This is a genomic window from Bacillus sp. 123MFChir2, assembly GCF_000383235.1.
Taxonomy (GTDB): domain Bacteria; phylum Bacillota; class Bacilli; order Bacillales; family Bacillaceae_G; genus Bacillus_A.
This window is the reverse complement of sequence record NZ_KB910924.1, coordinates 110,618-136,285: the sequence shown is the minus strand read 5'-3', so window position 1 is coordinate 136,285 and position 25,668 is coordinate 110,618. Positions and strand designations below refer to the sequence as shown.

Sequence of the window (25,668 nt, the reverse complement as noted above, 5' to 3'; positions counted from 1 at the left end):
GAAAGCGGGGGAGAAAAAATGAGCGTATTAGTTAATAAAGATACAAAAGTTATTGTACAAGGTATTACAGGTTCTCAAGGTTTATTCCATACAAAACAAATGGTTGAATACGGTACGAAAATTGTCGGCGGTGTAACACCTGGTAAAGGTGGTACTGAAATCGAAGGTGTACCAGTATTTAACACAGTAGAAGACGCTGTAAAAGCGACAGGTGCAAATGCTTCTGTTGTATACGTTCCACCTGCTTTTGCTGCGGATGCAATTATGGAAGCTGTTGATGCAGAACTTGATTTAGTAGTATGTATCACAGAAGGTATCCCTGTATTAGATATGGTAAGTGTTAAGAAATATATGCATGGCAAAAAGACACGCCTTCTTGGGCCAAACTGCCCAGGTGTTATTACGCCAGATGAGTGTAAGATTGGTATTATGCCAGGATACATTCATAAAAAAGGTCATGTTGGGATCGTATCTCGTTCAGGTACGTTAACTTATGAAGCAGTTCATCAATTAACACAAGAAGGAATCGGCCAATCAACTGCAGTTGGTATTGGTGGTGACCCTGTAAATGGTACAAACTTCATCGATGCTTTAAAAGCATTTAATGAAGATGAAGAGACACATGCTGTTATTATGATTGGTGAAATTGGTGGAACGGCAGAAGAAGAAGCTGCTGAATGGGTAAAAGCGAACATGACGAAACCTGTTGTCGGCTTTATTGGTGGCCAAACAGCACCTCCAGGAAAACGTATGGGCCATGCTGGTGCGATTATTTCTGGTGGTAAAGGTACAGCTGCTGAAAAGATTAAAACAATGGAAGCGTGCGGTATTAAAGTTGCTGAAACACCAGCTGTTATGGGTGAAACTTTAATTTCTGTTTTAAAAGAAAAAGGCTTATTTGAAACTTGTAAAAATTATTAATCATTTAGAAAGACACCTTCTGTAAAAGTGGGTGTCTTTTATCCCTTTCTTAGTTAACATAATCTAAATTATGGGTAAGGAGAATGAATATGAAACGTGAAAGATTATTACATCTTCACTACTTCTTGGCAGATCAGTGGAAAGTACTGAGGCGCTTATTAGTTATTGATCCTCAGTTAACGGATATTTATTCCTTTCAAGCTCCTCAAATTGAAAAATTCCTTGGGTTATCCATACAAAAAGCCTATGCACTCGTTTCTTATCTTCAAAAAACATCGCCTTCTTTTTACACTCAACAATTACAAGATGAACACGTTTTTTACATGACGATATGGGATGATGATTATCCGAGTTTATTGCGAGAAATCCCAGATCCGCCATATGTTTTATATGGAAAGGGGAAGAAAGAATTATTGCAATGGTCCAAAAAAATAGCTGTTGTTGGAACACGAAATCCTTCTTTATACGGAAAAGGAAGCATACAATCTATTTTACAACCGCTTATGAATAATGACTGGCTAATCGTGAGTGGTCTTGCAAGTGGAATTGATACAATTGCGCATGAAATTGCAGTAGAGCAGTCTTTTGCGACAATTGCAGTATTAGGACATGGTCTACAATATATGTATCCAAAGAAAAATCAAGGTTTTTGTGAAAAATGGAAAAATAAAATTTTGCTTCTAACGGAGTACCCTCCGCATTATACACCGCAAAAATGGTATTTTCCGAGACGAAACCGTATTATAAGTGGGCTTTGTCAAGGGGTTCTCGTAGTAGAGGCGAAAGCGCGCAGCGGTTCTCTTATAACAGCAGATTGCGCCTTAGAACAAAATAGAGAAGTATTTGCTATGCCGGGACCTAATTATATTGAGAGTGCGGCTGGAACGAATCAGCTCATCCAACAAGGAGCAAAATTGGTTCAAAGTGCCGAAGATGTGATAGAAGAGCTTTCAAATTATAATATGAATCCATTTTAATTTTTCGACATATAGATTACTGCTATGCAGAAAAAAAGAGTATGTACTTGCTATCTACCTTGTGTTTTGAAGCACGCATGTGGCAAATAAAGGCCCTGACCGCTCCTATGCATGGCCAGATGCTCCCGCCCACCTAAAAAGAATGGGTTTTATATCTTTTTTAAATTGAATTTATACAGTATATTTCATGTTTTTTATTAAACAATTATTGACAAATAGTAGATAGTCACTGTATGTTATATTCATTGTTGATTGACAAAAATGAGATAAATCAATAATATTAGTCAATAATCCGTCCAAAAAGTTTTAGAAACTTTGAGGAAGGAGCTTTTGTGTGAATAAAGATGTAGACTTGAATCCACCTCTTAAGGAGGCACTAGCATGTCAGATTACCTTGTAATCGTGGAGTCGCCTTCTAAGGCGAAAACCATTGAAAAATATTTAGGAAAAAAATACAAAGTAGTCGCGTCAATGGGCCATGTTCGCGATTTACCTAAAAGCCAAACGGGGATAGATGTGAAAAATAACTTCACCCCGAAGTATATTACCATTCGTGGTAAAGGGCCTGTTTTAAAAGATTTGAAAACAGCGGCAAAAAAAGTGAAAAAAGTGTATCTTGCAGCCGATCCAGATCGCGAAGGAGAAGCGATTGCTTGGCATTTAGCAAATACGCTGAACGTAGATGTGGAGTCGGATTGCCGAGTTGTATTTAATGAAATTACCAAAGATGCTATTAAAGAATCTTTTAAACATCCTCGTGCAATTAATATGGATTTAGTGGATGCACAGCAAGCAAGACGTGTACTTGATAGACTTGTTGGTTATAATATTAGTCCTTTATTATGGAAGAAAGTAAAAAAAGGATTAAGTGCAGGTCGTGTGCAGTCTGTTGCAGTTCGCTTAATTATAGAACGCGAAAAAGAAATTCAAGCGTTTATACCAGAAGAATTCTGGACAATTAAAACTGAATTTGTAAAAGGGAAAGAGACGTTTGAAGCGGCCTTTTATGGAATAAACGGGGAAAAAGTTGAATTAACAAATGAACAACAAGTAAATGAAATCATTGAAAAAATGCGAGAAAATGCGTTTTCAGTTGAAAATGTAACGAAAAAAGAGCGTAAACGTAATTCGGCATTACCGTTTACGACATCTTCTCTGCAACAAGAAGCTGCAAGAAAGTTAAATATGCGAGCGAAGAAAACGATGATGCTTGCACAGCAGCTTTATGAAGGTATTGATATTGGAAAGCAAGGGACAGTTGGATTAATTACCTATATGAGAACGGATTCAACGAGAATTTCAGAAACGGCACAGCAAGAAGCACGTTCTTATATTGAAGAAGCATTTGGTGCAGACTACATAGGAGCACAAAAAAAGAAAGAATCGAAAAAAGCAAAAGCACAAGATGCGCATGAAGCGATTCGTCCGTCATCTGTTTTGCGTAAGCCTGATGAACTAAAAAGTTATTTGAGCCGTGACCAATATCGTTTATATAAACTGATTTGGGAGCGATTTGTTGCAAGTCAAATGGCATCAGCTATAATGGATACTGTTACAGCTACACTGATAAACAATTCTGTTCAATTTCGTGCACATGGATCTGTTGTGAAGTTCCCAGGATTTATGAAGGTGTACGTGGAATCGAAAGATGACGGGACAGAAGAGAAGGATAAAATGTTACCGCATCTAGATATAGGAGAAACGGTCTTTTCTAAAGATGTCGAACCAAAACAGCACTTCACACAGCCGCCACCGCGTTATACAGAGGCACGTTTAGTAAAAACGTTAGAGGAACTGGGAATTGGTAGACCGTCTACATATGTACCGACGCTAGAGACAATTCAAAAACGTGGGTATGTAGGATTAGACAATAAGCGATTTGTTCCGACTGAACTTGGCGGAATTGTAACCGAACTTATTTTAGAGTTTTTCCCTGAAATTATTAACATTGAGTTTACAGCTAATATGGAGAAAAATCTTGATGAAGTGGAAGAGGGAAACGCGAATTGGGTACAAATTGTCGATGATTTCTACCAAGAGTTTGAGCCGCGTTTGGAAAAAGCAGAGAAAGAAATGCGCGAAGTAGAAATTAAAGATGAACCTGCTGGGGAAGACTGTGAACTGTGCGGTCATCCAATGGTCTTCAAAATGGGTAAATTCGGAAAGTTCATGGCTTGTTCTAATTTTCCAGATTGCCGAAATACAAAACCGATTGTAAAAGAAATCGGTGTTACATGCCCAAAATGTAATGAAGGACAAATTATTGAACGACGAAGCAACAAAAAGAAACGTCTTTTTTACGGTTGTGGTACATATCCAGAGTGTGACTTTGTTTCTTGGGATAAACCGATTGGTCGAAAATGTCCAAAGTGCGAAGGTATGCTTGTTGAGAAGAAGTTGAAAAAAGGCGTTCAAGTACAGTGTATTTCTTGTGATTATGAAGAAGAACAACAAATGTGAGCCTACCAGCTCACATTTTTTTCGGGAAATGCAAAAAGAAAGGTGAGATACATGACAACACAAGTAGTAAACGTAATTGGTGCAGGTCTTGCGGGAAGTGAAGCGGCTTATCAAATTGCAAAGCGCGGGGTCCAAGTAAGATTATATGAAATGCGACCGGTAAAACAAACACCAGCTCATCATACGGATAAATTTGCTGAGCTTGTATGCAGTAACTCGCTTCGCGCAAATACATTAACGAACGCAGTTGGTGTAATTAAAGAAGAAATGCGTCGTATGGATTCTGTTATTATTCGTGCGGCAGACGAATGTTCTGTGCCAGCAGGTGGTGCGCTAGCTGTTGACCGTCATGAATTTGCGACTAAAGTAACGGAATATGTGAAAAATCATCCGAACGTGACGGTAATGAATGAAGAAATTACAGAAATCCCAGAAGGACCTACTGTTATTGCAACGGGCCCTCTTACTTCACCGAGTCTAGCATCGCAACTGAAAGAGCTAACAGGTGAGGATTATTTTTACTTCTATGATGCAGCAGCGCCAATTGTAGAAAAAGATAGCATTGATATGGAGAAAGTATATTTAAAATCCCGTTATGACAAAGGGGAAGCAGCATATTTAAACTGCCCGATGACAGAGGAAGAATTTAACCGTTTTTATGATGCGTTAATTGCTGCGGAAACAGTGCCGTTAAAAGAATTTGAGAAAGAAATTTTCTTTGAAGGGTGTATGCCAGTAGAAGTCATGGCAAGCCGCGGTAGACAAACTTTAGTCTTTGGGCCGATGAAGCCAGTCGGATTAGAGGACCCAAAAACAGGGAAAACACCGTATGCTGTTGTACAATTACGTCAAGATGATGCAGCAGGAACGTTATACAATATTGTCGGTTTCCAAACACACTTAAAGTGGGGACCGCAAAAAGAAGTGTTACAATTGATTCCTGGATTAGAAAATGCAGAAATCGTACGCTATGGTGTAATGCATCGTAATACATTTATTAATTCACCGAAATTACTTCGTCCAACGTACCAATATAAAAATCGTGATGATTTATTCTTTGCAGGACAAATGACTGGAGTAGAGGGATACGTAGAATCAGCTGCTTCGGGCTTATTAGCAGGTATAAATGCAGCTCGGCTTGTGAAAAGTGAAGAACCAGTTGTTTTACCAGCAGTAACAGCAATGGGAAGTATGGCGAATTACATTACAACGACGAATGTGAAAAATTTCCAACCGATGAATGCCAATTTTGGGCTATTTGCACCGCTAGAAAAGAAAATTAAAAAGAAGCAAGAGCGTAATGAAGCGTATGCAAATCGCGCATTAGAAACAATTCAAAATTTTGTAAATATTTAGTCAAGTTTCTTGCAAAGGCTACTAAATTGTGATACGATTTAGTAGCCTTTATTGAGGTGAAGAGAATGAATGAAGATGTGAATAAAATGTTACAATTATTCGTCGGATATTTACAAATTGAAAGAAATTATTCAAAATATACAATTGCAAGTTATCAAAACGATATAGAACATTTTGTACAATTTATGAAGCGAGAAGGTATTTTGACTTTTGAGGATGTTACGTATGCTGATGTTCGTTTATATTTAACAACTTTGCATAATGAAAAGTTAGCAAGGAAGTCTGTAGCGCGAAAAATCTCGAGTTTGCGGAGTCTGTATCGCTTCTTGATGCGTGAAGGATATCGGGGAGATAATCCATTTGCACTTGCCGCGCTCCCAAAAAAAGAATGGTCAATTCCGAAATTTTTGTACAATGAAGAATTAGAAAAGTTATTTGAAGTTTCGGATATTTCTAAACCACTAGGGCAACGAGATCAAGCTTTATTGGAACTTATGTATGCGACAGGTATTCGTGTGAGCGAATTCGTGCAGCTTCAGCTTACGGATATTGACTTTTCAACAGGTACAATTTTGGTGATGGGAAAAGGAAAGAAACAACGCTATGTTCCTTTCGGTAGTTATGCACAAGATGCTTTACTAACTTACATAGAAAATGGGAGAAAACAATTGGAAAAAAAATCGCAAGAACACTCTCAAATGGTGTTTTTAAATGCGAAAGGCACACGGCTAACTGATCGAGGGGTTCGATATATTTTAAATGAACTAATAAAAAAAACATCCCTTACAATGCATATAAGTCCGCATATGTTAAGACATACATTTGCAACCCATATGTTAAATGAAGGGGCGGATTTAAGGGCTATACAAGAATTATTAGGACATGAAAATTTATCGGCGACACAAATTTATACGCACGTCTCAAAAGAAAGATTACGCTCGGTTTACATGATGCACCATCCTCGCGCATAAATTGCTTTTAAAAGTTATAAAGTGAAACTACTATCGGTGGAGGGGATTCTTCTTCTTAATCACTAATAGTTAGCTTTCACCAATCGGGCTTTTACGGGCAGTTTATCTCCCACCTAACTTCTTAAGAAAAGCGGAAGCGGCTCGCTCAGAATCGCAGGACGCCCACGCCCAAGGCAGAGAGGCGCTTTTTGCCTCGTCCGAGGGGGCGAAACGACCGGAGATTCTAGCCGCTAGAGCTGGACAACAAAGAAAAGTGGAAGTGGCTCGTCCAGAATGTGAGGGGGATGGATCTTCTGACGAAGAGGTGTTTTTTACCTCGTAGGAAGAAGTGAAGTCACCGAACATTCTAGCCACTGGAACTGGACAATGTTTTCACCGAATTTTGAGGTGGGAGTATTACTGCCTACGAATAGCGGGATAAAAACAAATAAAGGAGTTTTTTCTATGGGAAACTTCCATGCTACAACAATATTTGCGATTCACCATAATGGAGAATGTGCAATGGCTGGTGACGGGCAAGTTACGCTTGGAAATGCTGTCGTTATGAAGCATACAGCTCGTAAAGTTCGAAAATTATTTCATGGCAAAGTGTTAGCTGGTTTTGCAGGTTCTGTGGCTGATGCTTTTACATTATTTGAGATGTTTGAAGGGAAGCTTGAAGAATACAATGGTAATTTACAGCGAGCTTCAGTAGAAATGGCAAAGCAGTGGCGGGGGGATAAGATGCTTCGCCAACTAGAGGCAATGTTAATTGTTATGGATAAAAATACGCTGTTGCTTGTTTCAGGAACGGGTGAAGTGATTGAACCTGATGATGGCATTTTAGCAATTGGTTCTGGTGGGCATTACGCACTTGCGGCAGGGCGCGCTTTAAAACAACATGCAGGTTCTCATTTCACAGCAAGAGAAATTGCAAAGGCGAGTTTAGAAATCGCTAGCAATATTTGCGTATATACAAATGAAAATATTATTGTAGAAGAACTGTAGAACTGTAAGGGAGGCATTTTAAATGCATTTACATTTTACTCCGCGACAAATTGTAGAAAAATTAGATCAATATATTATCGGTCAAAAAGATGCGAAAAAAGCAGTTGCAGTGGCACTTAGAAATCGTTATCGCCGCAGTAAATTGGCAGAAGGACTTCGCGATGAAATTGCACCAAAAAATATTTTAATGATTGGACCGACAGGGGTCGGAAAAACAGAAGTGGCGCGTCGTATTGCAAAGCTTGTTGGTGCTCCTTTTATTAAAGTAGAGGCAACAAAGTTTACAGAAGTAGGTTATGTTGGTCGTGATGTTGAATCTATGGTTCGTGATCTTGTAGAGACTTCCGTTCGAATTGTAAAAGAAGAAAAAATGATTCATGTTAAAGACAAAGCAGAAGAGCAAGCTAATCAACGAATTGTTGAAATTTTAGTGCCGCATAAACAAAAAGAATCAGGATTTAAAAATCCGTTAGAAATGTTGTTTGGTGGATATCAAAATCAAAACACCGCTCCAACAACGGAAAAACAGGATGAGAGAGAAGTAGAGCAAAAACGAAAAGAAGTAGAAAAACAGCTTGCTGCTGGTTTGCTCGAAGATGAATTGATTACGATTGAAGTGACAGAACAGCAATCATCTATGTTCGATATGCTCCAAGGTACAGGAATGGAACAGATGGGTATGAATTTTCAAGATGCACTTGGAAGTTTTATGCCGAAAAAAACAAAAAAACGTAAACTTTCTGTAAAAGAAGCAAGAAAAGTCTTGACAAATGAAGAAGCACAGCGCTTAATTGATATGGATGAAGTTACACAAGAAGCCGTTTATCGTGCTGAACAACTTGGGATTATTTTTATTGATGAGATTGACAAAATTGCTGGTAAACAATCGAATAGTGTTGATGTATCACGTGAAGGCGTGCAGCGAGACATCTTACCGATTGTGGAAGGATCGACTGTTGTGACAAAATATGGACCGATAAGAACGGATTATGTTTTATTCATTGCAGCGGGTGCTTTTCATATGTCAAAGCCGTCAGATTTAATTCCGGAACTGCAAGGAAGATTCCCGATTCGTGTAGAATTGACGAAATTGACAGCGGACGATTTCGTGAAAATTCTTGTAGAACCAGATAATGCTTTAGTAAAACAATATATAGCATTATTGGAAACTGAAGGTATAGAAATTGAATTTTCTGACGAAGCTATTCGTAAGATTGCCGAGATTGCCTATCAAGTCAATCAAGACACAGATAATATTGGAGCAAGAAGGCTTCATACCATTATGGAAAAACTTCTTGAAGATTTATCGTTTGAAGCATCTGAAATTACGTTAGAAAAGATAACGATAACACCTCAGTATGTAGAGGAAAAATTAGCGACGATTGCTAAAAATAAAGATGTGAGCCAGTTTATTTTGTAATAGTATCATCAGGTGACTCGCCCTAGTTTCCAAGTGATTAAAACTATGTGAATAATGTGTAGGAGGAAATTTAGAAATGGAATTATTAGCAAAAACAAGAAAATTAAATGCGTTATTACAGAGCGCAGCAGGAAAACCAGTAAACTTTAGAGAAATGGCTGACACGATGTGTGAAGTAATTGAAGCGAACGTGTTTATTGTAAGTCGTCGCGGAAAATTATTAGGATATGCAATTCACCAACAAATCGAAAACGAGCGCATGAAACAAATGCTTGCGGAGCGTCAGTTCCCAGAAGAATATACAAAGAACTTATTCAATGTAACTGAAACATCTCCAAACTTAGAAGTAAACAGTGAGTATACAGCGTTCCCTGTAGAAAACAGAGAATTATTTGGTCAAGGTTTAACAACTATTGTACCAATCGTTGGTGGTGGTGAGCGTCTAGGTACATTAGTATTAGCACGTCTTGGTCAAGAGTTTTTAGATGATGATTTAATTCTTGCTGAATATAGTTCTACTGTAGTAGGTATGGAAATTCTACGTGAAAAAGCGGAAGAAATTGAAGAAGAAGCACGTAGTAAAGCGGTTGTACAAATGGCAATTAGCTCATTATCATACAGTGAACTAGAAGCAATTGAACATATTTTTGAAGAGTTAAATGGAACAGAAGGTTTACTTGTTGCAAGTAAAATTGCTGATCGTGTAGGTATTACACGTTCTGTAATTGTAAACGCACTTCGTAAGTTAGAAAGTGCTGGTGTAATTGAGTCTCGTTCTTTAGGTATGAAAGGAACATACATCAAAGTATTAAATGACAAGTTTTTACATGAGCTTGCGAAACTAAAAACAAACTAATTTCAATAGACTAAAAGCTCTCCTGTGTAATGCAGAAGAGCTTTTTTTAGTAGGAGTAGCATATATAAATACAAGTTAAAAAATGGATATAAACCCCCTTTTTAGGGGAGGGAAGAGGAACTGGCCGTGCATAGAAGCGGTCAGGGCCTTTTTCTGCCGCATGCGCAGTGAAAACTAGAGAGTAAGCCAGTGCAGGTTCTTTTTTCATAGCAGTAATCTCTGTTTTGAAAAATCAAAAGGGATTCATACATAAATCCCTATTAAAAAATTGACATAAAACTATTCTTTTCAGTGGAATACTAGCGTAAAAAGAATGAAAAATGGGAATGTTATAAAGAGTGAGTAATGATTTCATAGCAAAAAAGAGCAATGAAAAAGAAAGTTTCACAATGTATGTATTTTCGACTTGATTGTGATATTTTGTTGTGATATAGTTGTCAGTGGTGTCAGTACAAAGTACACACGTTCATTGATTTAAGTGTTGGTGCTACGTTTGTAGTTTCGCTTAAAGATGAAGTGAACGGAGGATATCAAAAACCATTTAGGAGGAACTAAATTATGTCAGTAATTTCTATGAAGCAATTGCTTGAAGCTGGTGTTCACTTCGGACATCAAACTCGTCGTTGGAACCCAAAAATGAAACGTTACATTTTCACAGAGCGTAACGGTATCTACATCATCGACTTACAAAAAACTGTGAAAAAAGTTGAAGAAGCATTCAACGTAATGAGAGATATCGCTGCTAACGGCGGTAACGTATTATTCGTAGGTACAAAAAAACAAGCACAAGATGCTATTAAAGAAGAAGCAACTCGCGCTGGTATGTACTTCGTTAACCAACGTTGGTTAGGTGGTACGTTAACAAACTTCCAAACAATTCAAAAGCGTATTAAACGCCTTAAAGACATCGAAAAAATGCAAGAAGATGGCACTTTCGAAGTACTTCCTAAGAAAGAAGTTGTACAACTTAAGAAAGAATTAGAGCGTCTTGAAAAATTCTTAGGCGGCATTAAAGATATGAAAGGTCTTCCAGATGCATTATTCGTAGTAGACCCTCGTAAAGAGCGTATCGCTGTTGCTGAAGCACGCAAATTAAACATTCCAATCATCGGTATTGTTGATACAAACTGTGATCCAGATGAAATCGATCATGTAATCCCAGCAAACGATGATGCAATTCGTGCTGTAAAACTTCTTACATCTAAAATGGCAGACGCGATCCTTGAAGCAAAACAAGGTGAAGAAACTGTTACTGCGTAACAAATTTAGAAAGGTGATAAGGGGGTAGGCCTTTTATCACCTTTTTTAAGGTATATACATATTTTAGGAGGATGAAAAGCATGGCAATTACTGCACAAATGGTAAAAGAACTTCGTGAAAAAACTGGCGCAGGTATGATGGATTGCAAAAAAGCGCTAACAGAAACTAACGGTGACATGGAGAAAGCAATTGACTTCTTACGTGAGAAAGGTATTGCGAAAGCTGCGAAAAAAGCAGACCGCATTGCTGCTGAAGGTTTAACTTACATCGAAGCAAACGGTAACGACGCTTTAATCTTAGAATTAAACTCTGAAACTGATTTCGTTGCGAAAAACGAAGGTTTCCAAACATTAATTAAAGAATTAGCTGCTCACTTATTAACTAATAAACCTGCTAACATTGAAGAAGCTATGGCTCAAACAATTTCAAGCGGCAAAACAGTAGAAGAGCACATCAACGAAGCAATCGCTAAAATTGGTGAAAAACTTACACTTCGTCGTTTCGAAATCGTATCAAAAACTGATGCTGATGCATTCGGTGCTTACCTACACATGGGTGGACGCATTGGTGTATTAACAGTTCTTGAAGGTTCTACAGATGAAGCAGCTGCTAAAGATGTAGCAATGCACATTGCAGCAGTTAATCCTAAATACATCGACCGCGATGCTGTAACAGCTGAAGAAGTTGAGCATGAGCGTCAAGTATTAACACAACAAGCTTTAAATGAAGGGAAGCCAGAAAAAATCGTTGCGAAAATGGTTGAAGGTCGTCTTGGCAAATTCTTCGAAGAGATTTGCTTACTTGACCAAGCATTCGTTAAAAACCCTGATATGAAAGTTCGTCAGTTTGTTGAGTCTAAAGGCGGAACATTAAAAGGATTCGTTCGCTACGCTGTTGGTGAAGGTATCGAAAAACGTGAAGACAACTTTGCTGAAGAAGTAATGAACCAAGTAAAAGGTAACAACTAATAAAGATTGGGGGACACATTGTGTTCCCTTTTTTAAAATAAAGATGCAAGTACTGGAGGTTCATTATGGGTAAGCCAAAATATGATCGTGTTGTATTAAAGCTAAGCGGTGAAGCTTTAGCTGGAGATAAAGGGTTTGGAATTAACCCATCTGTTATTAAATCGGTTGCACAGCAAGTAAAAGAAGTTGCTGAGCTTGATGTAGAAGTTGCAGTCGTTGTTGGTGGCGGTAACATTTGGCGTGGGAAAATCGGGAGCGAGATGGGAATGGATCGTGCAACAGCAGACTATATGGGTATGTTAGCAACAGTGATGAATTCCTTAGCTCTTCAAGATAGCTTGGAAAATTTAGGAGTTCAAACTCGTGTGCAAACTTCTATTGAAATGCGCCAAGTGGCAGAACCTTATATTCGTCGTAAAGCAAATCGTCACTTAGAGAAGAAGCGTGTTGTAATTTTTGCAGCAGGTACAGGTAACCCTTACTTCTCTACTGATACAACAGCGGCATTACGCGCAGCTGAGATTGAGGCAGATGTTATTTTAATGGCGAAAAATAATGTAGATGGCGTATACAGTGCAGATCCAACTATTGATGAAACAGCAACAAAATATGAGTCACTTACATATTTAGATGTCTTAAAAGAAGGTTTAGGTGTAATGGATTCTACAGCTTCTTCTTTATGTATGGACAATGACATTCCACTAATTGTATTCTCAATTATGGAAGAAGGAAATATTAAGCGTGCCGTTCTCGGCGAAAATATCGGAACAATTGTAAGGGGGAAATAAAATGGCGCAACAAGTAATGAATAATGCAAAAGAAAAAATGGAGAAAGCAGTTGCAGCATATTCTCGTGAACTTTCAACAGTTCGTGCAGGTCGTGCGAGTGCTTCTGTGTTAGATAAAGTACAAGTAGATTACTACGGTGCACCAACGCCAGTTGTACAATTAGCAAATATCACAGTACCAGAAGCTCGTTTACTAGTTATTCAACCGTATGATAAGACATCTATCGGTGATATTGAGAAGGCGATTTTAAAAGCTGATTTAGGGTTAAATCCTTCTAATGATGGTACTGTTATTCGTATCGCATTCCCTGCGTTAACAGAAGAACGTCGTCGTGAACTTGTTAAAGTTGTGAAGAAATATTCTGAAGATGCAAAAGTAGCTGTTCGTAACGTACGCCGCGATGCAAATGATGATCTAAAAAAACTTGAGAAAAACGGCGACATTACAGAAGATGACTTAAGAGGATATACAGAAGATATTCAAAAAGAAACAGATAAGTATATCGTAAAAGTTGATGAAGTTACAAAAAACAAAGAAAAAGAAATTATGGAAGTGTAATCGCGAAACTTTCGCAAATATGACCCTCTTCTTAAGGGGGTCTTTTTACACTTTTAGGCATATGTCTGCTCGTTGGAGGGTTTGAATGATGTTTAGAAAACTTCCTTTTTTTAAAGGCAATAAGATTGCGTCGTTTGATCATCTCGTAGAAGAAGCAAAAAAAGGAGAAATTCCAGCACATATTGCAATCATTATGGATGGCAATGGAAGATGGGCGAAAAGAAGAGCGATGCCCCGTATTGCAGGTCATCATGAAGGGATGCAAGTCGTAAAGAAAATTACGAAGTTTGCCAGTAGGCTCGGTGTTAAAGTGTTGACTCTTTATGCCTTCTCTACAGAGAACTGGAAAAGACCAAAATTAGAAGTGGATTATTTAATGAAACTTCCTGAAGAGTTTCTAGGTACATTTTTACCAGAACTTGTTGAAGAAAATGTACAAGTACGTGTGATAGGACAAAAGGATCGCCTTCCAACTCATACGCGAAGAGCGATGGATAAAGCAATTGAAGATACAAAAGAAAACACGGGGTTAATTTTAAATTTTGCGTTAAACTATGGAAGTCGTGATGAAATTGTGTCTGCTGTACAAAATATGGTGAAGGATAGTGAGGAAGGAAAACTTCATTCTGAAGGCATAACAGAAGAAACAATTTCTTCGTATTTAATGACAAGAACATTGCCTGATCCTGATTTGCTGATCCGGACAAGCGGTGAGCTTCGTATAAGTAATTTTATGTTATGGCAAATTGCTTATACAGAGTTTTGTTTTACCGATGTATTTTGGCCAGATTTTACAGAGGAACATTTATTACAGTCTATTACTGACTTCCAAAATAGAGGTCGCAGATTTGGAGGCGTGTAGAAAGAGAGGGTTTGGTAGTGAAACAGAGAATAATTAATGGAGTGATTGCTGCCGCGCTATTCATCCCCATCGTATTTTACGGTGGCGTGCCTTTTACAATTTTAGTGTATGCATTAGCTTCTGTTGGGTTATATGAATTAATTCGAATGAACAAACTAACAATTATTTCTGTACCAACAATTTTAGCAGCATTATTGTTATGGGTTAGTTTAGTTCCAAGTAATGTAGCGGACGTATTTGAAACAATAGGTTTATCAAAAGGAGAAATTACATTTGTAATTGTCTTATTACTTTTATCATATACGGTCCTCTCTAAGAATACATTTACTTTTGACAATGCTGCATTTTTATTAATGGCAACAACATATGTCGCAATGGGTTTCTTTTATTTAAATGAAACACGTATTGCAGGAATTCAGTACGTATTTTATGCGCTGTTTGTAATTTGGGCAACGGATTCCGGCGCTTATTTTATCGGAAAAGCTATCGGGAAACGGAAGCTTTGGCCCGAGATTAGTCCAAATAAAACGATAGAAGGTTCTATCGGTGGCATTTTATGTGGAATTGTTGTTGCACTTGTGTATAATGCGTTTTTACCGGTCCATTCCAATATAGCTGTCCTTATTGCAGTTACAATTGCAATAGCGGTATTTGGCCAAATTGGAGACTTAGTAGAGTCAGCATTTAAACGTCATTACGGTGTGAAAGATTCAGGTACGATTTTGCCAGGGCATGGTGGTATTCTCGATCGCACGGATAGTTGGCTATTTGTATTACCGCTATTACATTTCTTACATTTCATTTAATGAATGGACGAGGAGTAGAAGTAATGAAAACCATTAGTTTATTAGGTGCAAGCGGCTCAATTGGAACGCAAACATTAGATGTATTGCGCACGCACCAAGACAAATTCCGTCTCGTTGCTTTTTCTGTTGGAAGAAATATTGAGTTTGCTCAGCAGATGATTCAAGAATTTTCTCCTGAAATTGTTTCTGTACAGCAGAAAGAAGAAGCTTTGAAATTACAGACGGTTTGTGGAAATACGAAAGTTGTATATGGAGATGAAGGGCTGCTTGCAGTTGCACTTCATCCAGATGCAGAAATAGTTGTAAACGCTGTTGTTGGGAGTGTCGGATTATTACCGACATTACGAGCAATTGAAGCGAAAAAAACGATTGCAATTGCAAATAAAGAAACATTAGTAACAGCAGGCCATTTAGTTATAGAAGCTGCAAAGAAACATAACGTACCTTTGCTTCCGGTAGATAGTGAACATTCTGCTATTTTTCAATGCTTGAATGGGGAAAATGAGAAGCGTATTTCTAGATTGATTTTAACGGCATCAGGTGGAAGTTTCCGAGATAAAACGAGGGATGAGCTTAAACATGTAACAGTGGAGGATGCACTCTGTCATCCAAACTGGTCTATGGGTTCGAAAATTACTATTGATTCTGCTACAATGATGAATAAGGGATTAGAGGTTATTGAAGCGCATTGGCTTTTTAATATTCCTTATGAGCAAATCGATGTTGTATTACATAAAGAGAGTATCATTCACTCTATGGTTGAGTTTGAAGATCGCAGTGTAATGGCGCAACTTGGTACACCTGATATGCGTGTTCCAATTCAATATGCACTTACTTACCCTGATCGTTTTTCACTTCCAAACGCTAAACAGCTGAATTTATGGGAGATTGGTACGTTACATTTTCAAACAATGGATATGGAACGTTTCCGCTGTCTTCAATTTGCATATGAAGCTGGAAAAATGGGAGGAAGTATGCCAACTGTGATGAATGCAGCTAATGAGGCTGCTGTAGAAGCTTTTCTGCAAAAGAAAATCAGTTTCTTAACAGTGGAAGAACTCATTGAAAAAGCAATGCACCATCACAATGTCATTGCGCGTCCAAGCTTAGAAGAAATTCAAGACATTGATGCTGCCACAAGACGGTTTGTGATGGAACAAATTTAGCAAAGGTGGTTATGAGAATTGAATACAGCGATTGCCTTTATTTTAATTTTCGGTGCACTTGTATTTTTCCATGAACTTGGACATTTGTACTTTGCCAAACGTGCTGGCATTTTGTGTCGTGAATTTGCCATCGGTTTTGGTCCAAAATTGTACTCGTTTGAAAAAAATGAAACAGTTTATACAATTCGTTTACTTCCGCTTGGTGGCTATGTACGAATGGCTGGAGAGGATCCAGAAACAGTTGAACTAAAACCTGGGACAAAAGTAGGTCTTGTTCTAAATGAAAAAGAAGAGGTTATAAAAATTGTTTTGGATAATCGTGAAAAATATCCAAATATTCGTATCGTTGAAGTAGAACAAGCTGACTTGGAACATAAGTTGACCATATCTGGCTATGAAGAGTATGAAGAAGAGTTACAAACATTTCGAGTGCATGAGAAAGCTCGCTGTGTTTCCGCAGGAGAAGAGACACAAATTGCGCCGTTTAACCGGCAGTTTGGTTCAAAAACACTAGGACAACGAGCGCTTGCCATTGTTGCTGGTCCTGCTATGAACTTTGTGCTTGCCTTTGTTATCTTTGTTATCATCGGTTTCGTACAGGGGATTCCAGTAGATAAACCAATGATTGGAAAAGTCGTATCTGGTAGTGTAGCAGAGAAAGTAGGCTTACACGAAGATGATATCATTACGTCGATTAATAAGAAGCCAACAAATAGTTGGAAAGATGTTACGAGTATCGTCCGTGGAAATCCAGGAAAAGAAATTACGATGGATGTAACACGTGATAGTAAAAAAGTAGTAATTCAAGTTACTCCAGCTGCTGAAAAAGAGGGCGACGTTACAGTTGGTAGACTCGGTGTACAATCACCTGTTGAGAAATCAGTCTTAGGTTCAATCAAATCGGGGTTTGAAGAAACATACAGATGGACAAAGCTCATATTTGTCTCACTTATTCAGCTCGTTACAGGACATTTTTCTATTAACGATTTATCTGGTCCAGTAGGGATTTATAATTTAACAGACCAAGTTGTAGAATATGGTACGATTCGTGTGATGAGCTTAGCAGCTGTTTTAAGTATAAATCTTGGTTTGTTTAATTTATTACCTGTTCCTGCACTTGATGGAGGGCGTCTGTTCTTCTTCTTAATTGAAGCGCTCCGCGGGAAGCCGATTGACCGTCAAAAAGAAGGAATGGTTCACTTTATTGGTTTTGCTTTATTAATGTTATTGATGTTAGTGGTAACATGGAATGATATACGGAAGTTTTTCTTATAAAAGAGGTGCTATAGAATGAAACAAAGTATGATATTTAGTCCTACACTGCGTGAAGTGCCAGCTGATGCAGAAATAAAAAGTCATCAGCTTCTATTACGCGCAGGATTTATGCGTCAAAACGCTTCAGGCATATATAGTTTTTTACCGCTTGGTCTGAAAGTGCTGCATAAAGTAGAACGTATTGTTCGTGAAGAAATGGAGAAAGCTGGTGCTGTAGAATTGTTAATGCCAGCTCTTCAAGCAGCTGAATTATGGCAAGAATCTGGACGCTGGTATTCATATGGTTCAGAATTAATGCGTATGAATGATCGTAATAATCGTGAATTTGCTTTAGGAGCAACGCATGAAGAGGTGATTACTGATCTTGTACGCGATGAAATTAAGTCATATAAGAAATTACCTTTAACACTTTATCAAATTCAAACAAAATTCCGTGATGAACAAAGACCTCGTTTTGGTTTGTTGCGCGGAAGAGAATTTTTAATGAAGGATGCATATTCTTTCCACGCAACGCAAGAGAGTTTAGACGAGGTATATAACCGTCTGTTTCAAGCGTACTCTAATATTTTCACACGTTGCGGTTTAAATTTCCGTGCTGTTATTGCTGATTCTGGAGCGATGGGCGGAAAAGATACACATGAATTTATGGTATTATCAGACGTAGGGGAAGACACAATCGCATATTCTGATACATCTGACTATGCTGCAAATATTGAGATGGCACCTGTTATTGCTTCTTATGAAAAGAGCGGTGAAGTAGAAAAAGCACTTGAAAAAGTAGCAACGCCAGATCAAAAAGCAATTGAAGAAGTATGTGCATTCTTAAATATTGAAGCAACAAATTGTATTAAATCTATGGTCTTTAAAATAGACGAGAAGTTTATCGTTGTACTCGTTCGCGGCGATCATGAAGTAAACGATGTGAAGTTGAAAAACTTATACGGTGCTTCTGTTGTTGAACTTGCAACGCATGAAGAAGTAAAAGAGCTGTTAAACTGTGAAGTCGGTTCTTTAGGTCCAATCGGCACAGCAGAAGTAGAAATCATTGCTGATCATGCAGTGCAGGCTATCGTAAATGGATGCTGCGGAGCAAATGAAGAAGGTTTCCATTATGTGAATGTAAATCCAGAACGTGACTTTAAAGTAAGCCAATATACTGATTTGCGTTTTATTCAAGAAGGAGACCTTTCTCCAGATGGTGAGGGAACAATTCGTTTTGCTCGCGGTATTGAGGTAGGACATGTCTTTAAACTAGGTACTCGCTACAGTGAATCTATGAATGCAACATTCCTGGATGAAAATGGTAAAACGCAGCCGATCATTATGGGTTGCTACGGAATTGGCGTATCTCGTACAGTTGCAGCTATTGCTGAGCAATTTAATGATGAAAATGGTTTGGTTTGGCCAAAAGCAGTTGCACCATTCCATGTACACGTGATTCCAGTAAATATGAAATCTGATGTACAGCGTGAAGTGGGTGGAAATATCTACAATTCATTACAAGAACAAGGATATGAAGTATTATTAGATGACCGTACAGAGCGTGCCGGTGTAAAATTTGCTGATGCAGATTTATTCGGTCTTCCGGTTCGAGTAACAGTTGGTAAAAAGGCTGATGAAGGTATTGTTGAAGTAAAAGTACGTGCAACAAATGAATCAGCAGAAGTGAAAGTCGAAGAACTTCACACATACATTGCAAATATTTTAAAATAAGAAGAGGTACCTCCAGGTGAGGTACCTTCTCTTTCTTTGTGGAACGTTTCAATTTATAATAGCAGATGGAAGGAGGTTGCTTATGTCATTAACAAACGAACAACAAGAGCGATTTCAAATTTTGCTTGAGCAGTTACAAATGCCTGAAGACCTTATCAATCAATATTTACAAGGTGGTGGCATTCAAAGGTTAGTTGTTGATAAAGCAAATAAGAGTTGGCATTTTGATTTACAAGTACCACGTATTTTACCAACAGAATTATATGAATTGCTTGAAACACAGCTTAAGCAGTCATTTTCTCATATTGCAAAAACATCATTTTCACTAGAAACAGAGAATAAGCAATTTACGGAAGAAGAGGTTAAGGCGTATTGGCCGCTCTGTACAGATCGAATTACTTTCTCACCTATGTTTGCGTATTTAAAAAAGCAACTTCCGCATGTAACCGGAGTGAAGTTGTTACTTGATGTGAATAATGATTTAGAATCTACTGCGCTAAAGAAAAATCTTGCTAAGCCAGTCGGAGACCAATATGAAGTTTTTGGATTTCCTCGTTTTCAGTTAGAAACAAATATAAAACAAAATGAAGAGGAAGTTCAAAAGTTTCGTGAACAAACACAGCAAGAGGATCGTCAGCGTGTTATACAAGCCATGGAAGAAATGGCCAAGAAACAAGCGGAAGAAAATGATGTTGTACACGAAGGGCCGATTGTACTCGGTTATCTCATTAAGCCTGATGAGGAGATTACACCACTACGTGAAATTCAAGATGAAGAAAGAAGAAAAACTGTTCAAGGTTATGTCTTCCATGTGGAAACAAAAGAACTTCGTAGCGGACGTACGTTATTGACATTAAAGATAACTGATTACACCGATTCCATTATGATTAAAATGTTTTCACGCGATAAAGAAGATATTCCACTCTTACAATCATTGAAAAAAGGAATGTGGGTGAAAGCACGCGGATCTGTTCAAAATGATACTTTTGTTCGGGATTTAGTCATGATTGCAAACGATATTAATGAAATAACAGGACCATCTCGTAAAGATAAAGCACCAGAAGGAGAAAAAAGGGTAGAGCTGCATATGCATACGCCGATGAGTCAAATGGATGCTGTAACTTCTGCATCTACACTTGTGAGTCAAGCAGCAAAATGGGGACATGAAGCGGTAGCTATAACAGATCATGCTGTTGCACAATCTTTTCCTGAAGCGTATTCTGCTGGAAAAAAAGCAGGAATTAAAGTGATTTTTGGTGTAGAAGCGAACCTTGTGAATGACGGTGTGCCAATTGCCTATAATGAGGAACATCGATTACTTGCAGACGAAACATATGTTGTATTTGACGTTGAGACAACAGGATTATCGGCTGTTTATGATACGGTTATTGAGCTTGCTGCTGTAAAAGTAAAGGGCGGAGAGATTATTGATCGTTTTGAATCCTTTGCCAATCCACATCAACCGCTATCAGCAACAATCATTGAATTAACTGGTATTACAGATGATATGCTAACGGATGCCCCGGAAGTAGAAGAGGTATTTAAAAAGTTTGAACAGTGGATGGGGGATCATACGCTTGTAGCTCATAATGCCAGCTTTGATATGGGATTTTTAAACGTTGGATTTAAGAAAAGTGGATTAGAAAAAACGAAAAACCCAGTTATCGATACGTTAGAGTTGGCGCGCTTCTTATTTCCAGAGATGAAAAACCATCGTTTAAATACGTTATGTAAAAAGCTTGATATTGAATTAACGCAACATCACCGCGCGATTTATGATACAGAAGCAACTGGATATTTGCTTGTGAAAATGCTAAAAAGTGTAATTGAAAAAGGTTTTGAATATCACGATCAGCTAAATGATAGTATGGGACAAGGAGATGCGTATAAACGTGGACGCCCAAGTCATGTGACACTGCTTGCAACGTCGGATGAAGGGCTGAAAAATTTATATAAACTTGTTTCTTACGCGCATCTTCAATATTTCTACCGCGTACCTCGTATCCCGCGTTCTTTATTAAAGAAATATCGCGAAGGTATATTAGTCGGTACAGCTTGCGATAAAGGTGAAGTATTTGAAGCGATGATGCAAAAGGCACCGGAAGAAGTAGAGGAAATTGCCCAGTTCTATGATTACATTGAGGTAATGCCTCCAGAAGTGTTACGGCATTTGGTAGAACTTGAGCTCGTTCGTGATGAAGGTCAATTAAAAACAATTATTTCTAACTTAGTAAAGTTAGGTGAAACGTTAGATAAGCCTGTTGTTGGAACTGGAAATGTTCATTATTTAAATCCAGAAGATGCAATGTATCGGAAAATTTTAGTGAGTTCGCAAGGCGGAGCGAATCCATTAAACCGTCATTCATTGCCGCCTGTGTATTTCCGAACAACAGATGAAATGTTAGAATGCTTCTCTTTCTTAGGTGAAGAGAAAGCAAAAGAAATTGTTGTAACAAATACACAAAAAGTCGCATCAATGATTGGGGACGTAAAGCCTGTAAAAGATGATCTTTACACGCCAAAAATTGAAGGTGCAGATGATGAAACGCGGGATATGAGTTACGTAATGGCGCGAAGTATTTACGGAGATGAACTTCCAGAAATTGTAGAAGCCCGCTTGGAAAAAGAATTGAAAAGTATTATTGGACATGGATTTGCTGTTATTTACTTGATTTCTCATAAGCTTGTAAAGAAATCGCTTATCGATGGCTATCTTGTTGGTTCGCGTGGTTCAGTTGGTTCATCATTTGTTGCGACAATGATGGAAATTACAGAGGTAAACCCATTGCCGCCGCATTATGTTTGCCCAAATTGTAAGCAATCGCAGTTCTTTAATGATGGATCGGTCGGTTCTGGATTTGATTTACCTGATAAAGATTGTCCAAATTGCGGAACTGCATATAAAAAAGATGGTCATGATATTCCGTTCGAAACGTTCCTTGGTTTTAAAGGAGATAAGGTTCCGGATATTGATTTGAACTTTTCAGGAGAATACCAGCCTCGTGCCCATAACTATACGAAAGTACTGTTCGGTGAAGATAATGTATATCGTGCTGGAACAATAGGTACTGTTGCCGAAAAGACCGCGTATGGTTATGTGAAAGGCTATGCTTCAGACCATAATTTAACGATACGAGGAGCAGAGGTAGATCGTCTTGTATCAGGGTGTACTGGTGTTAAGAGAACGACAGGGCAACATCCAGGTGGTATTATCGTAGTTCCAGATTACATGGATGTCTTTGATTTTACACCGATCCAATATCCAGCAGATTCTTTAGAGGCAGAATGGAGAACTACACATTTTGATTTCCATTCTATCCATGATAACTTATTAAAACTTGATATACTTGGACACGATGATCCGACAGTGATTCGTATGCTTCAAGATTTAAGTGGAGTTGATCCGAAGACGATTCCAACCGATGATCCAGAAGTAATGAAAATTTTCTCAGGTACAGAATCACTTGGCGTAACAGAGGAACAAATTAACTGTAAAACAGGTACACTTGGTATCCCGGAATTTGGTACAAAATTTGTTCGCCAAATGTTAGAGGAAACGAAGCCGACGACATTCTCAGAGCTTGTCCAAATTTCTGGACTATCTCACGGTACAGATGTATGGCTTGGAAATGCAAATGAACTTATTTATGATGGCACGTGTACACTGAGTGAAGTAATTGGTTGTCGTGATGACATTATGGTGTATTTAATATACCAAGGTTTAGAACCATCTTTAGCGTTTAAAATTATGGAATCTGTACGTAAAGGGAAAGGTGTACCTTCAGAGTGGGAAGAGGAAATGCGCAATAATAATGTGCCGGGATGGTATATTGAATCATGTAAAAAGATTAAGTATATGTTCCCAAAGGCCCATGCGGCAGCATATGTACTCATGGCTGTGCGCATTGCGTATTTCAAAGTGCATTTTGCGCTTTTATTCTATGCGGCATATTTCACAGTTCGTGCCGATGATTTTGATTTAGAGGCAATGGCTAAAGGTTCAGCATCTATCCGCGTTAAAATTGATGAAATTGCGCAAAAAGGATTAGATGCATCGCCGAAAGAGAAAAGCTTATTAACAGTATTGGAAATGACACTTGAAATGTGTGAACGTGGTTACTCATTCCAAAAGGTTGATTTATATCGCTCTAGTGCAACTGACTTTATTATTGATGGAAATACATTGATTCCACCGTTTAATGCAATACCGGGTCTTGGTACAAATGCGGCATTAAATATTGTAGCAGCACGTGAAAATGGCGAATTTTTATCGAAAGAGGATTTACAACAGCGCAGCAAGATTTCAAAAACAATTATTGAGTATTTAGATAGTCAAGGTTGTTTAGGAGAACTACCAGATCAAAATCAGTTATCACTGTTCTAATAGGTAGGAAAAGTCTTTGCAAAACCATGGTTGCTATGCTATACTAGATAGCGAGATAACCATGGCATGTATATTTTGTGAAAAAAAGAGTGGGGAAACCCACTCTTTCGTTTTACTATCTACGTTTTTGCGTCTGAAATTTACGTAGACGCTTCTGTCGTATATACATATTTTGTTACAAGTTTTACTTCTTAAATTTGGTAATACTAAGACAGATATTCCCTGCTTATTAGCAGGGGCTTTTGTTAGCTAACGAGAAAGAATATACAAACTGCATTGGTTAAAAGTACGCAGGATGAAGTCTTTCAACTGTTACATGGCGGCAGAAAGGAGGCTGTTTATGGATAAGAAAGTTACAGAAGTTGTTGAAGCACTTACGCAGCCAATTGTCGAAGAGCTTGGCCTTGAGCTTGTAGATGTAGAGTATGTGAAAGAAGGAAAAGATTGGTTTTTACGCGTATCCATTGACTCTGATACTGGAGTAGATATTGAGGACTGTGGTGCGGTAAGTGAGCGGTTAAGTGAAGCTTTAGATAAAGAGGATCCAATTCCTCATCTTTACTTTTTAGATGTATCCTCTCCAGGAGCGGAGCGTCCATTAAAGAAAGAAAAAGATTTCCACCAAGCAGTAGACAAACAAGTTTCAATTAAAACATACGAGCCAATCGATGGTGAGAAAATGTTTGAAGGAAAACTACTTGCATATGATGGAACAACAATTACATTACTATTAACAATTAAAACACGTAAAAAAGAAATCCAAATTCCAATGGATAAAGTTGCCAATGCGCGACTTGCAGTTACGTTTTAGTAAGAAGGGGGATCTACATGAGCACTGAGTTGTTAGATGCTTTGCTCGTATTAGAACAAGAAAAAGGTATTAGCAAGGATATTATTATTGATGCTATTGAAGCAGCTTTAATATCTGCCTATAAACGAAATTTCAACCAAGCACAAAATGTGCGCGTTAGCTTCAATCCTGAAGTTGGTACGATTCAAGTATTAGCGCGTAAGGATGTAGTGGAAAATGTATTTGATCCACGTCTTGAAATTTCTGTTGAAAAAGCAAGACAAATTAATCCAAACTACCAAGAGGGCGACGTATTAGAGATTGAAGTAACGCCAAAAGATTTCGGACGTATTGCAGCGCAAACAGCAAAACAAGTTGTAACGCAGCGTGTACGTGAGGCGGAACGTGGCGTGATTTACTCTGAATTCAGCGACCGCGAAGAAGACATTATGGTTGGTATTGTACAACGTCAAGATGCTCGCTTTATTTATGTAAGTTTAGGGAAAGTAGAAGCACTTTTACCGGTAAGTGAGCAAATGCCAAACGAACAGTACAAACCGCATGATCGCATTCGTGTTTTCATTACAAAAGTAGAGAAAACTACAAAAGGCCCGCAAATTTATGTGTCACGTACGCATCCAGGCCTTTTAAAGCGTCTGTTTGAAATTGAAGTTCCAGAAATTTATGATGGAACTGTAGAAATTCGTTCTGTAGCACGTGAAGCTGGAGACCGCTCTAAAATCTCTGTTTACTCTGAGAATGTAGATGTAGATCCAGTAGGTTCTTGTGTAGGACCGAAAGGACAACGTGTACAACGCATCGTAGATGAGCTAAAAGGTGAAAAAATTGATATTGTTCGCTGGTCAAATGATCCAGTTGAATATGTAGCAAATTCATTGAGTCCATCACAAGTTGTAAAAGTACTTGTAAACGAAGAAGACAAAGCAACTACTGTAATTGTTCCAGATCATCAACTTTCCTTAGCAATTGGTAAGCGTGGACAAAATGCGCGACTTGCAGCGAAATTAACAAACTGGAAAATTGATATTAAAAGCGAGTCTGATGCGAAACAACTAGGACTTTTAACAGAAGAGGATATGATGATCGCATTCGATTCTGCTGAAGATGAAATCGAATAGAGGTGATGAA

The 25,668-nt window shown here is 38.2% G+C and carries 20 protein-coding genes; all 20 read left to right on the top strand.

All coding sequences use genetic code 11. The annotated features are described in order from the left end of the window. Window positions 1-18 precede the first annotated feature (18 nt). Window positions 19-921, top strand: a complete 903-nt coding sequence (gene sucD, locus H280_RS0100645) for a succinate--CoA ligase subunit alpha (protein WP_020059170.1) — start codon at window positions 19-21, stop codon at window positions 919-921. Window positions 922-1,010: 89 nt separating this feature from the next. Continuing rightward, window positions 1,011-1,898, top strand: a complete 888-nt coding sequence (dprA, locus tag H280_RS0100640) for a DNA-processing protein DprA (protein ID WP_020059169.1) — start codon at window positions 1,011-1,013, stop codon at window positions 1,896-1,898. A gap of 381 nt (window positions 1,899-2,279) precedes the next feature. Next, window positions 2,280-4,358, top strand: a complete 2,079-nt coding sequence (gene topA / locus H280_RS0100635) for a type I DNA topoisomerase (protein ID WP_020059168.1) — start codon at window positions 2,280-2,282, stop codon at window positions 4,356-4,358. A gap of 51 nt (window positions 4,359-4,409) precedes the next feature. After that, window positions 4,410-5,714, top strand: a complete 1,305-nt coding sequence (trmFO, locus tag H280_RS0100630) for an FADH(2)-oxidizing methylenetetrahydrofolate--tRNA-(uracil(54)-C(5))-methyltransferase TrmFO (RefSeq protein ID WP_020059167.1) — start codon at window positions 4,410-4,412, stop codon at window positions 5,712-5,714. A gap of 65 nt (window positions 5,715-5,779) precedes the next feature. Next, on the top strand, window positions 5,780-6,685 hold the full coding sequence (gene xerC, locus H280_RS0100625; RefSeq protein WP_020059166.1) for a tyrosine recombinase XerC: 906 nt from the start codon (window positions 5,780-5,782) through the stop codon (window positions 6,683-6,685). Between the two features lie 444 nt (window positions 6,686-7,129). Beyond that, the gene (gene hslV / locus H280_RS0100620) at window positions 7,130-7,672 is read left to right on the top strand and encodes an ATP-dependent protease subunit HslV (protein WP_020059165.1); all 543 of its coding nucleotides are present in this window, start codon (window positions 7,130-7,132) and stop codon (window positions 7,670-7,672) included. A gap of 22 nt (window positions 7,673-7,694) precedes the next feature. Further along, window positions 7,695-9,092: an HslU--HslV peptidase ATPase subunit gene (hslU, locus tag H280_RS0100615; RefSeq protein WP_020059164.1), complete on the top strand. Its 1,398-nt coding sequence runs from the start codon at window positions 7,695-7,697 to the stop codon at window positions 9,090-9,092. A 76-nt stretch (window positions 9,093-9,168) separates the two neighbouring features. Further along, complete coding sequence (codY, locus tag H280_RS0100610; protein ID WP_020059163.1) at window positions 9,169-9,948, top strand: GTP-sensing pleiotropic transcriptional regulator CodY; 780 nt, start codon at window positions 9,169-9,171, stop codon at window positions 9,946-9,948. Between the two features lie 558 nt (window positions 9,949-10,506). Beyond that, on the top strand, window positions 10,507-11,208 hold the full coding sequence (rpsB, locus tag H280_RS0100605; protein ID WP_020059162.1) for a 30S ribosomal protein S2: 702 nt from the start codon (window positions 10,507-10,509) through the stop codon (window positions 11,206-11,208). Between the two features lie 80 nt (window positions 11,209-11,288). Further along, on the top strand, window positions 11,289-12,176 hold the full coding sequence (gene tsf, locus H280_RS0100600; protein ID WP_020059161.1) for a translation elongation factor Ts: 888 nt from the start codon (window positions 11,289-11,291) through the stop codon (window positions 12,174-12,176). Window positions 12,177-12,241: 65 nt separating this feature from the next. Continuing rightward, the gene (gene pyrH, locus H280_RS0100595) at window positions 12,242-12,964 is read left to right on the top strand and encodes a UMP kinase (protein WP_020059160.1); all 723 of its coding nucleotides are present in this window, start codon (window positions 12,242-12,244) and stop codon (window positions 12,962-12,964) included. A 1-nt stretch (window position 12,965) separates the two neighbouring features. Then, on the top strand, window positions 12,966-13,523 hold the full coding sequence (frr, locus tag H280_RS0100590; protein ID WP_020059159.1) for a ribosome recycling factor: 558 nt from the start codon (window positions 12,966-12,968) through the stop codon (window positions 13,521-13,523). Between the two features lie 85 nt (window positions 13,524-13,608). Continuing rightward, a complete protein-coding gene (locus tag H280_RS0100585) occupies window positions 13,609-14,385 on the top strand; it encodes an isoprenyl transferase (RefSeq protein ID WP_020059158.1) in 777 nt (258 codons plus the stop codon). Window positions 14,386-14,402: 17 nt separating this feature from the next. Beyond that, on the top strand, window positions 14,403-15,191 hold the full coding sequence (locus H280_RS0100580; protein ID WP_020059157.1) for a phosphatidate cytidylyltransferase: 789 nt from the start codon (window positions 14,403-14,405) through the stop codon (window positions 15,189-15,191). A gap of 23 nt (window positions 15,192-15,214) precedes the next feature. Further along, the gene (gene dxr, locus H280_RS0100575; protein WP_020059156.1) at window positions 15,215-16,357 is read left to right on the top strand and encodes a 1-deoxy-D-xylulose-5-phosphate reductoisomerase; all 1,143 of its coding nucleotides are present in this window, start codon (window positions 15,215-15,217) and stop codon (window positions 16,355-16,357) included. A gap of 18 nt (window positions 16,358-16,375) precedes the next feature. Continuing rightward, window positions 16,376-17,632, top strand: a complete 1,257-nt coding sequence (rseP, locus tag H280_RS0100570) for an RIP metalloprotease RseP (RefSeq protein ID WP_020059155.1) — start codon at window positions 16,376-16,378, stop codon at window positions 17,630-17,632. Between the two features lie 15 nt (window positions 17,633-17,647). After that, the gene (locus H280_RS0100565; RefSeq protein ID WP_020059154.1) at window positions 17,648-19,345 is read left to right on the top strand and encodes a proline--tRNA ligase; all 1,698 of its coding nucleotides are present in this window, start codon (window positions 17,648-17,650) and stop codon (window positions 19,343-19,345) included. 82 nt (window positions 19,346-19,427) lie between these two features. Further along, entirely contained in the window at window positions 19,428-23,729 is a 4,302-nt protein-coding gene (locus H280_RS0100560) for a PolC-type DNA polymerase III (RefSeq protein WP_020059153.1), read from the top strand. 340 nt (window positions 23,730-24,069) lie between these two features. After that, entirely contained in the window at window positions 24,070-24,540 is a 471-nt protein-coding gene (rimP, locus tag H280_RS0100555; RefSeq protein WP_020059152.1) for a ribosome maturation factor RimP, read from the top strand. Window positions 24,541-24,557: 17 nt separating this feature from the next. Continuing rightward, window positions 24,558-25,658, top strand: a complete 1,101-nt coding sequence (nusA, locus tag H280_RS0100550; protein ID WP_020059151.1) for a transcription termination factor NusA — start codon at window positions 24,558-24,560, stop codon at window positions 25,656-25,658. Window positions 25,659-25,668: the final 10 nt, after the last annotated feature.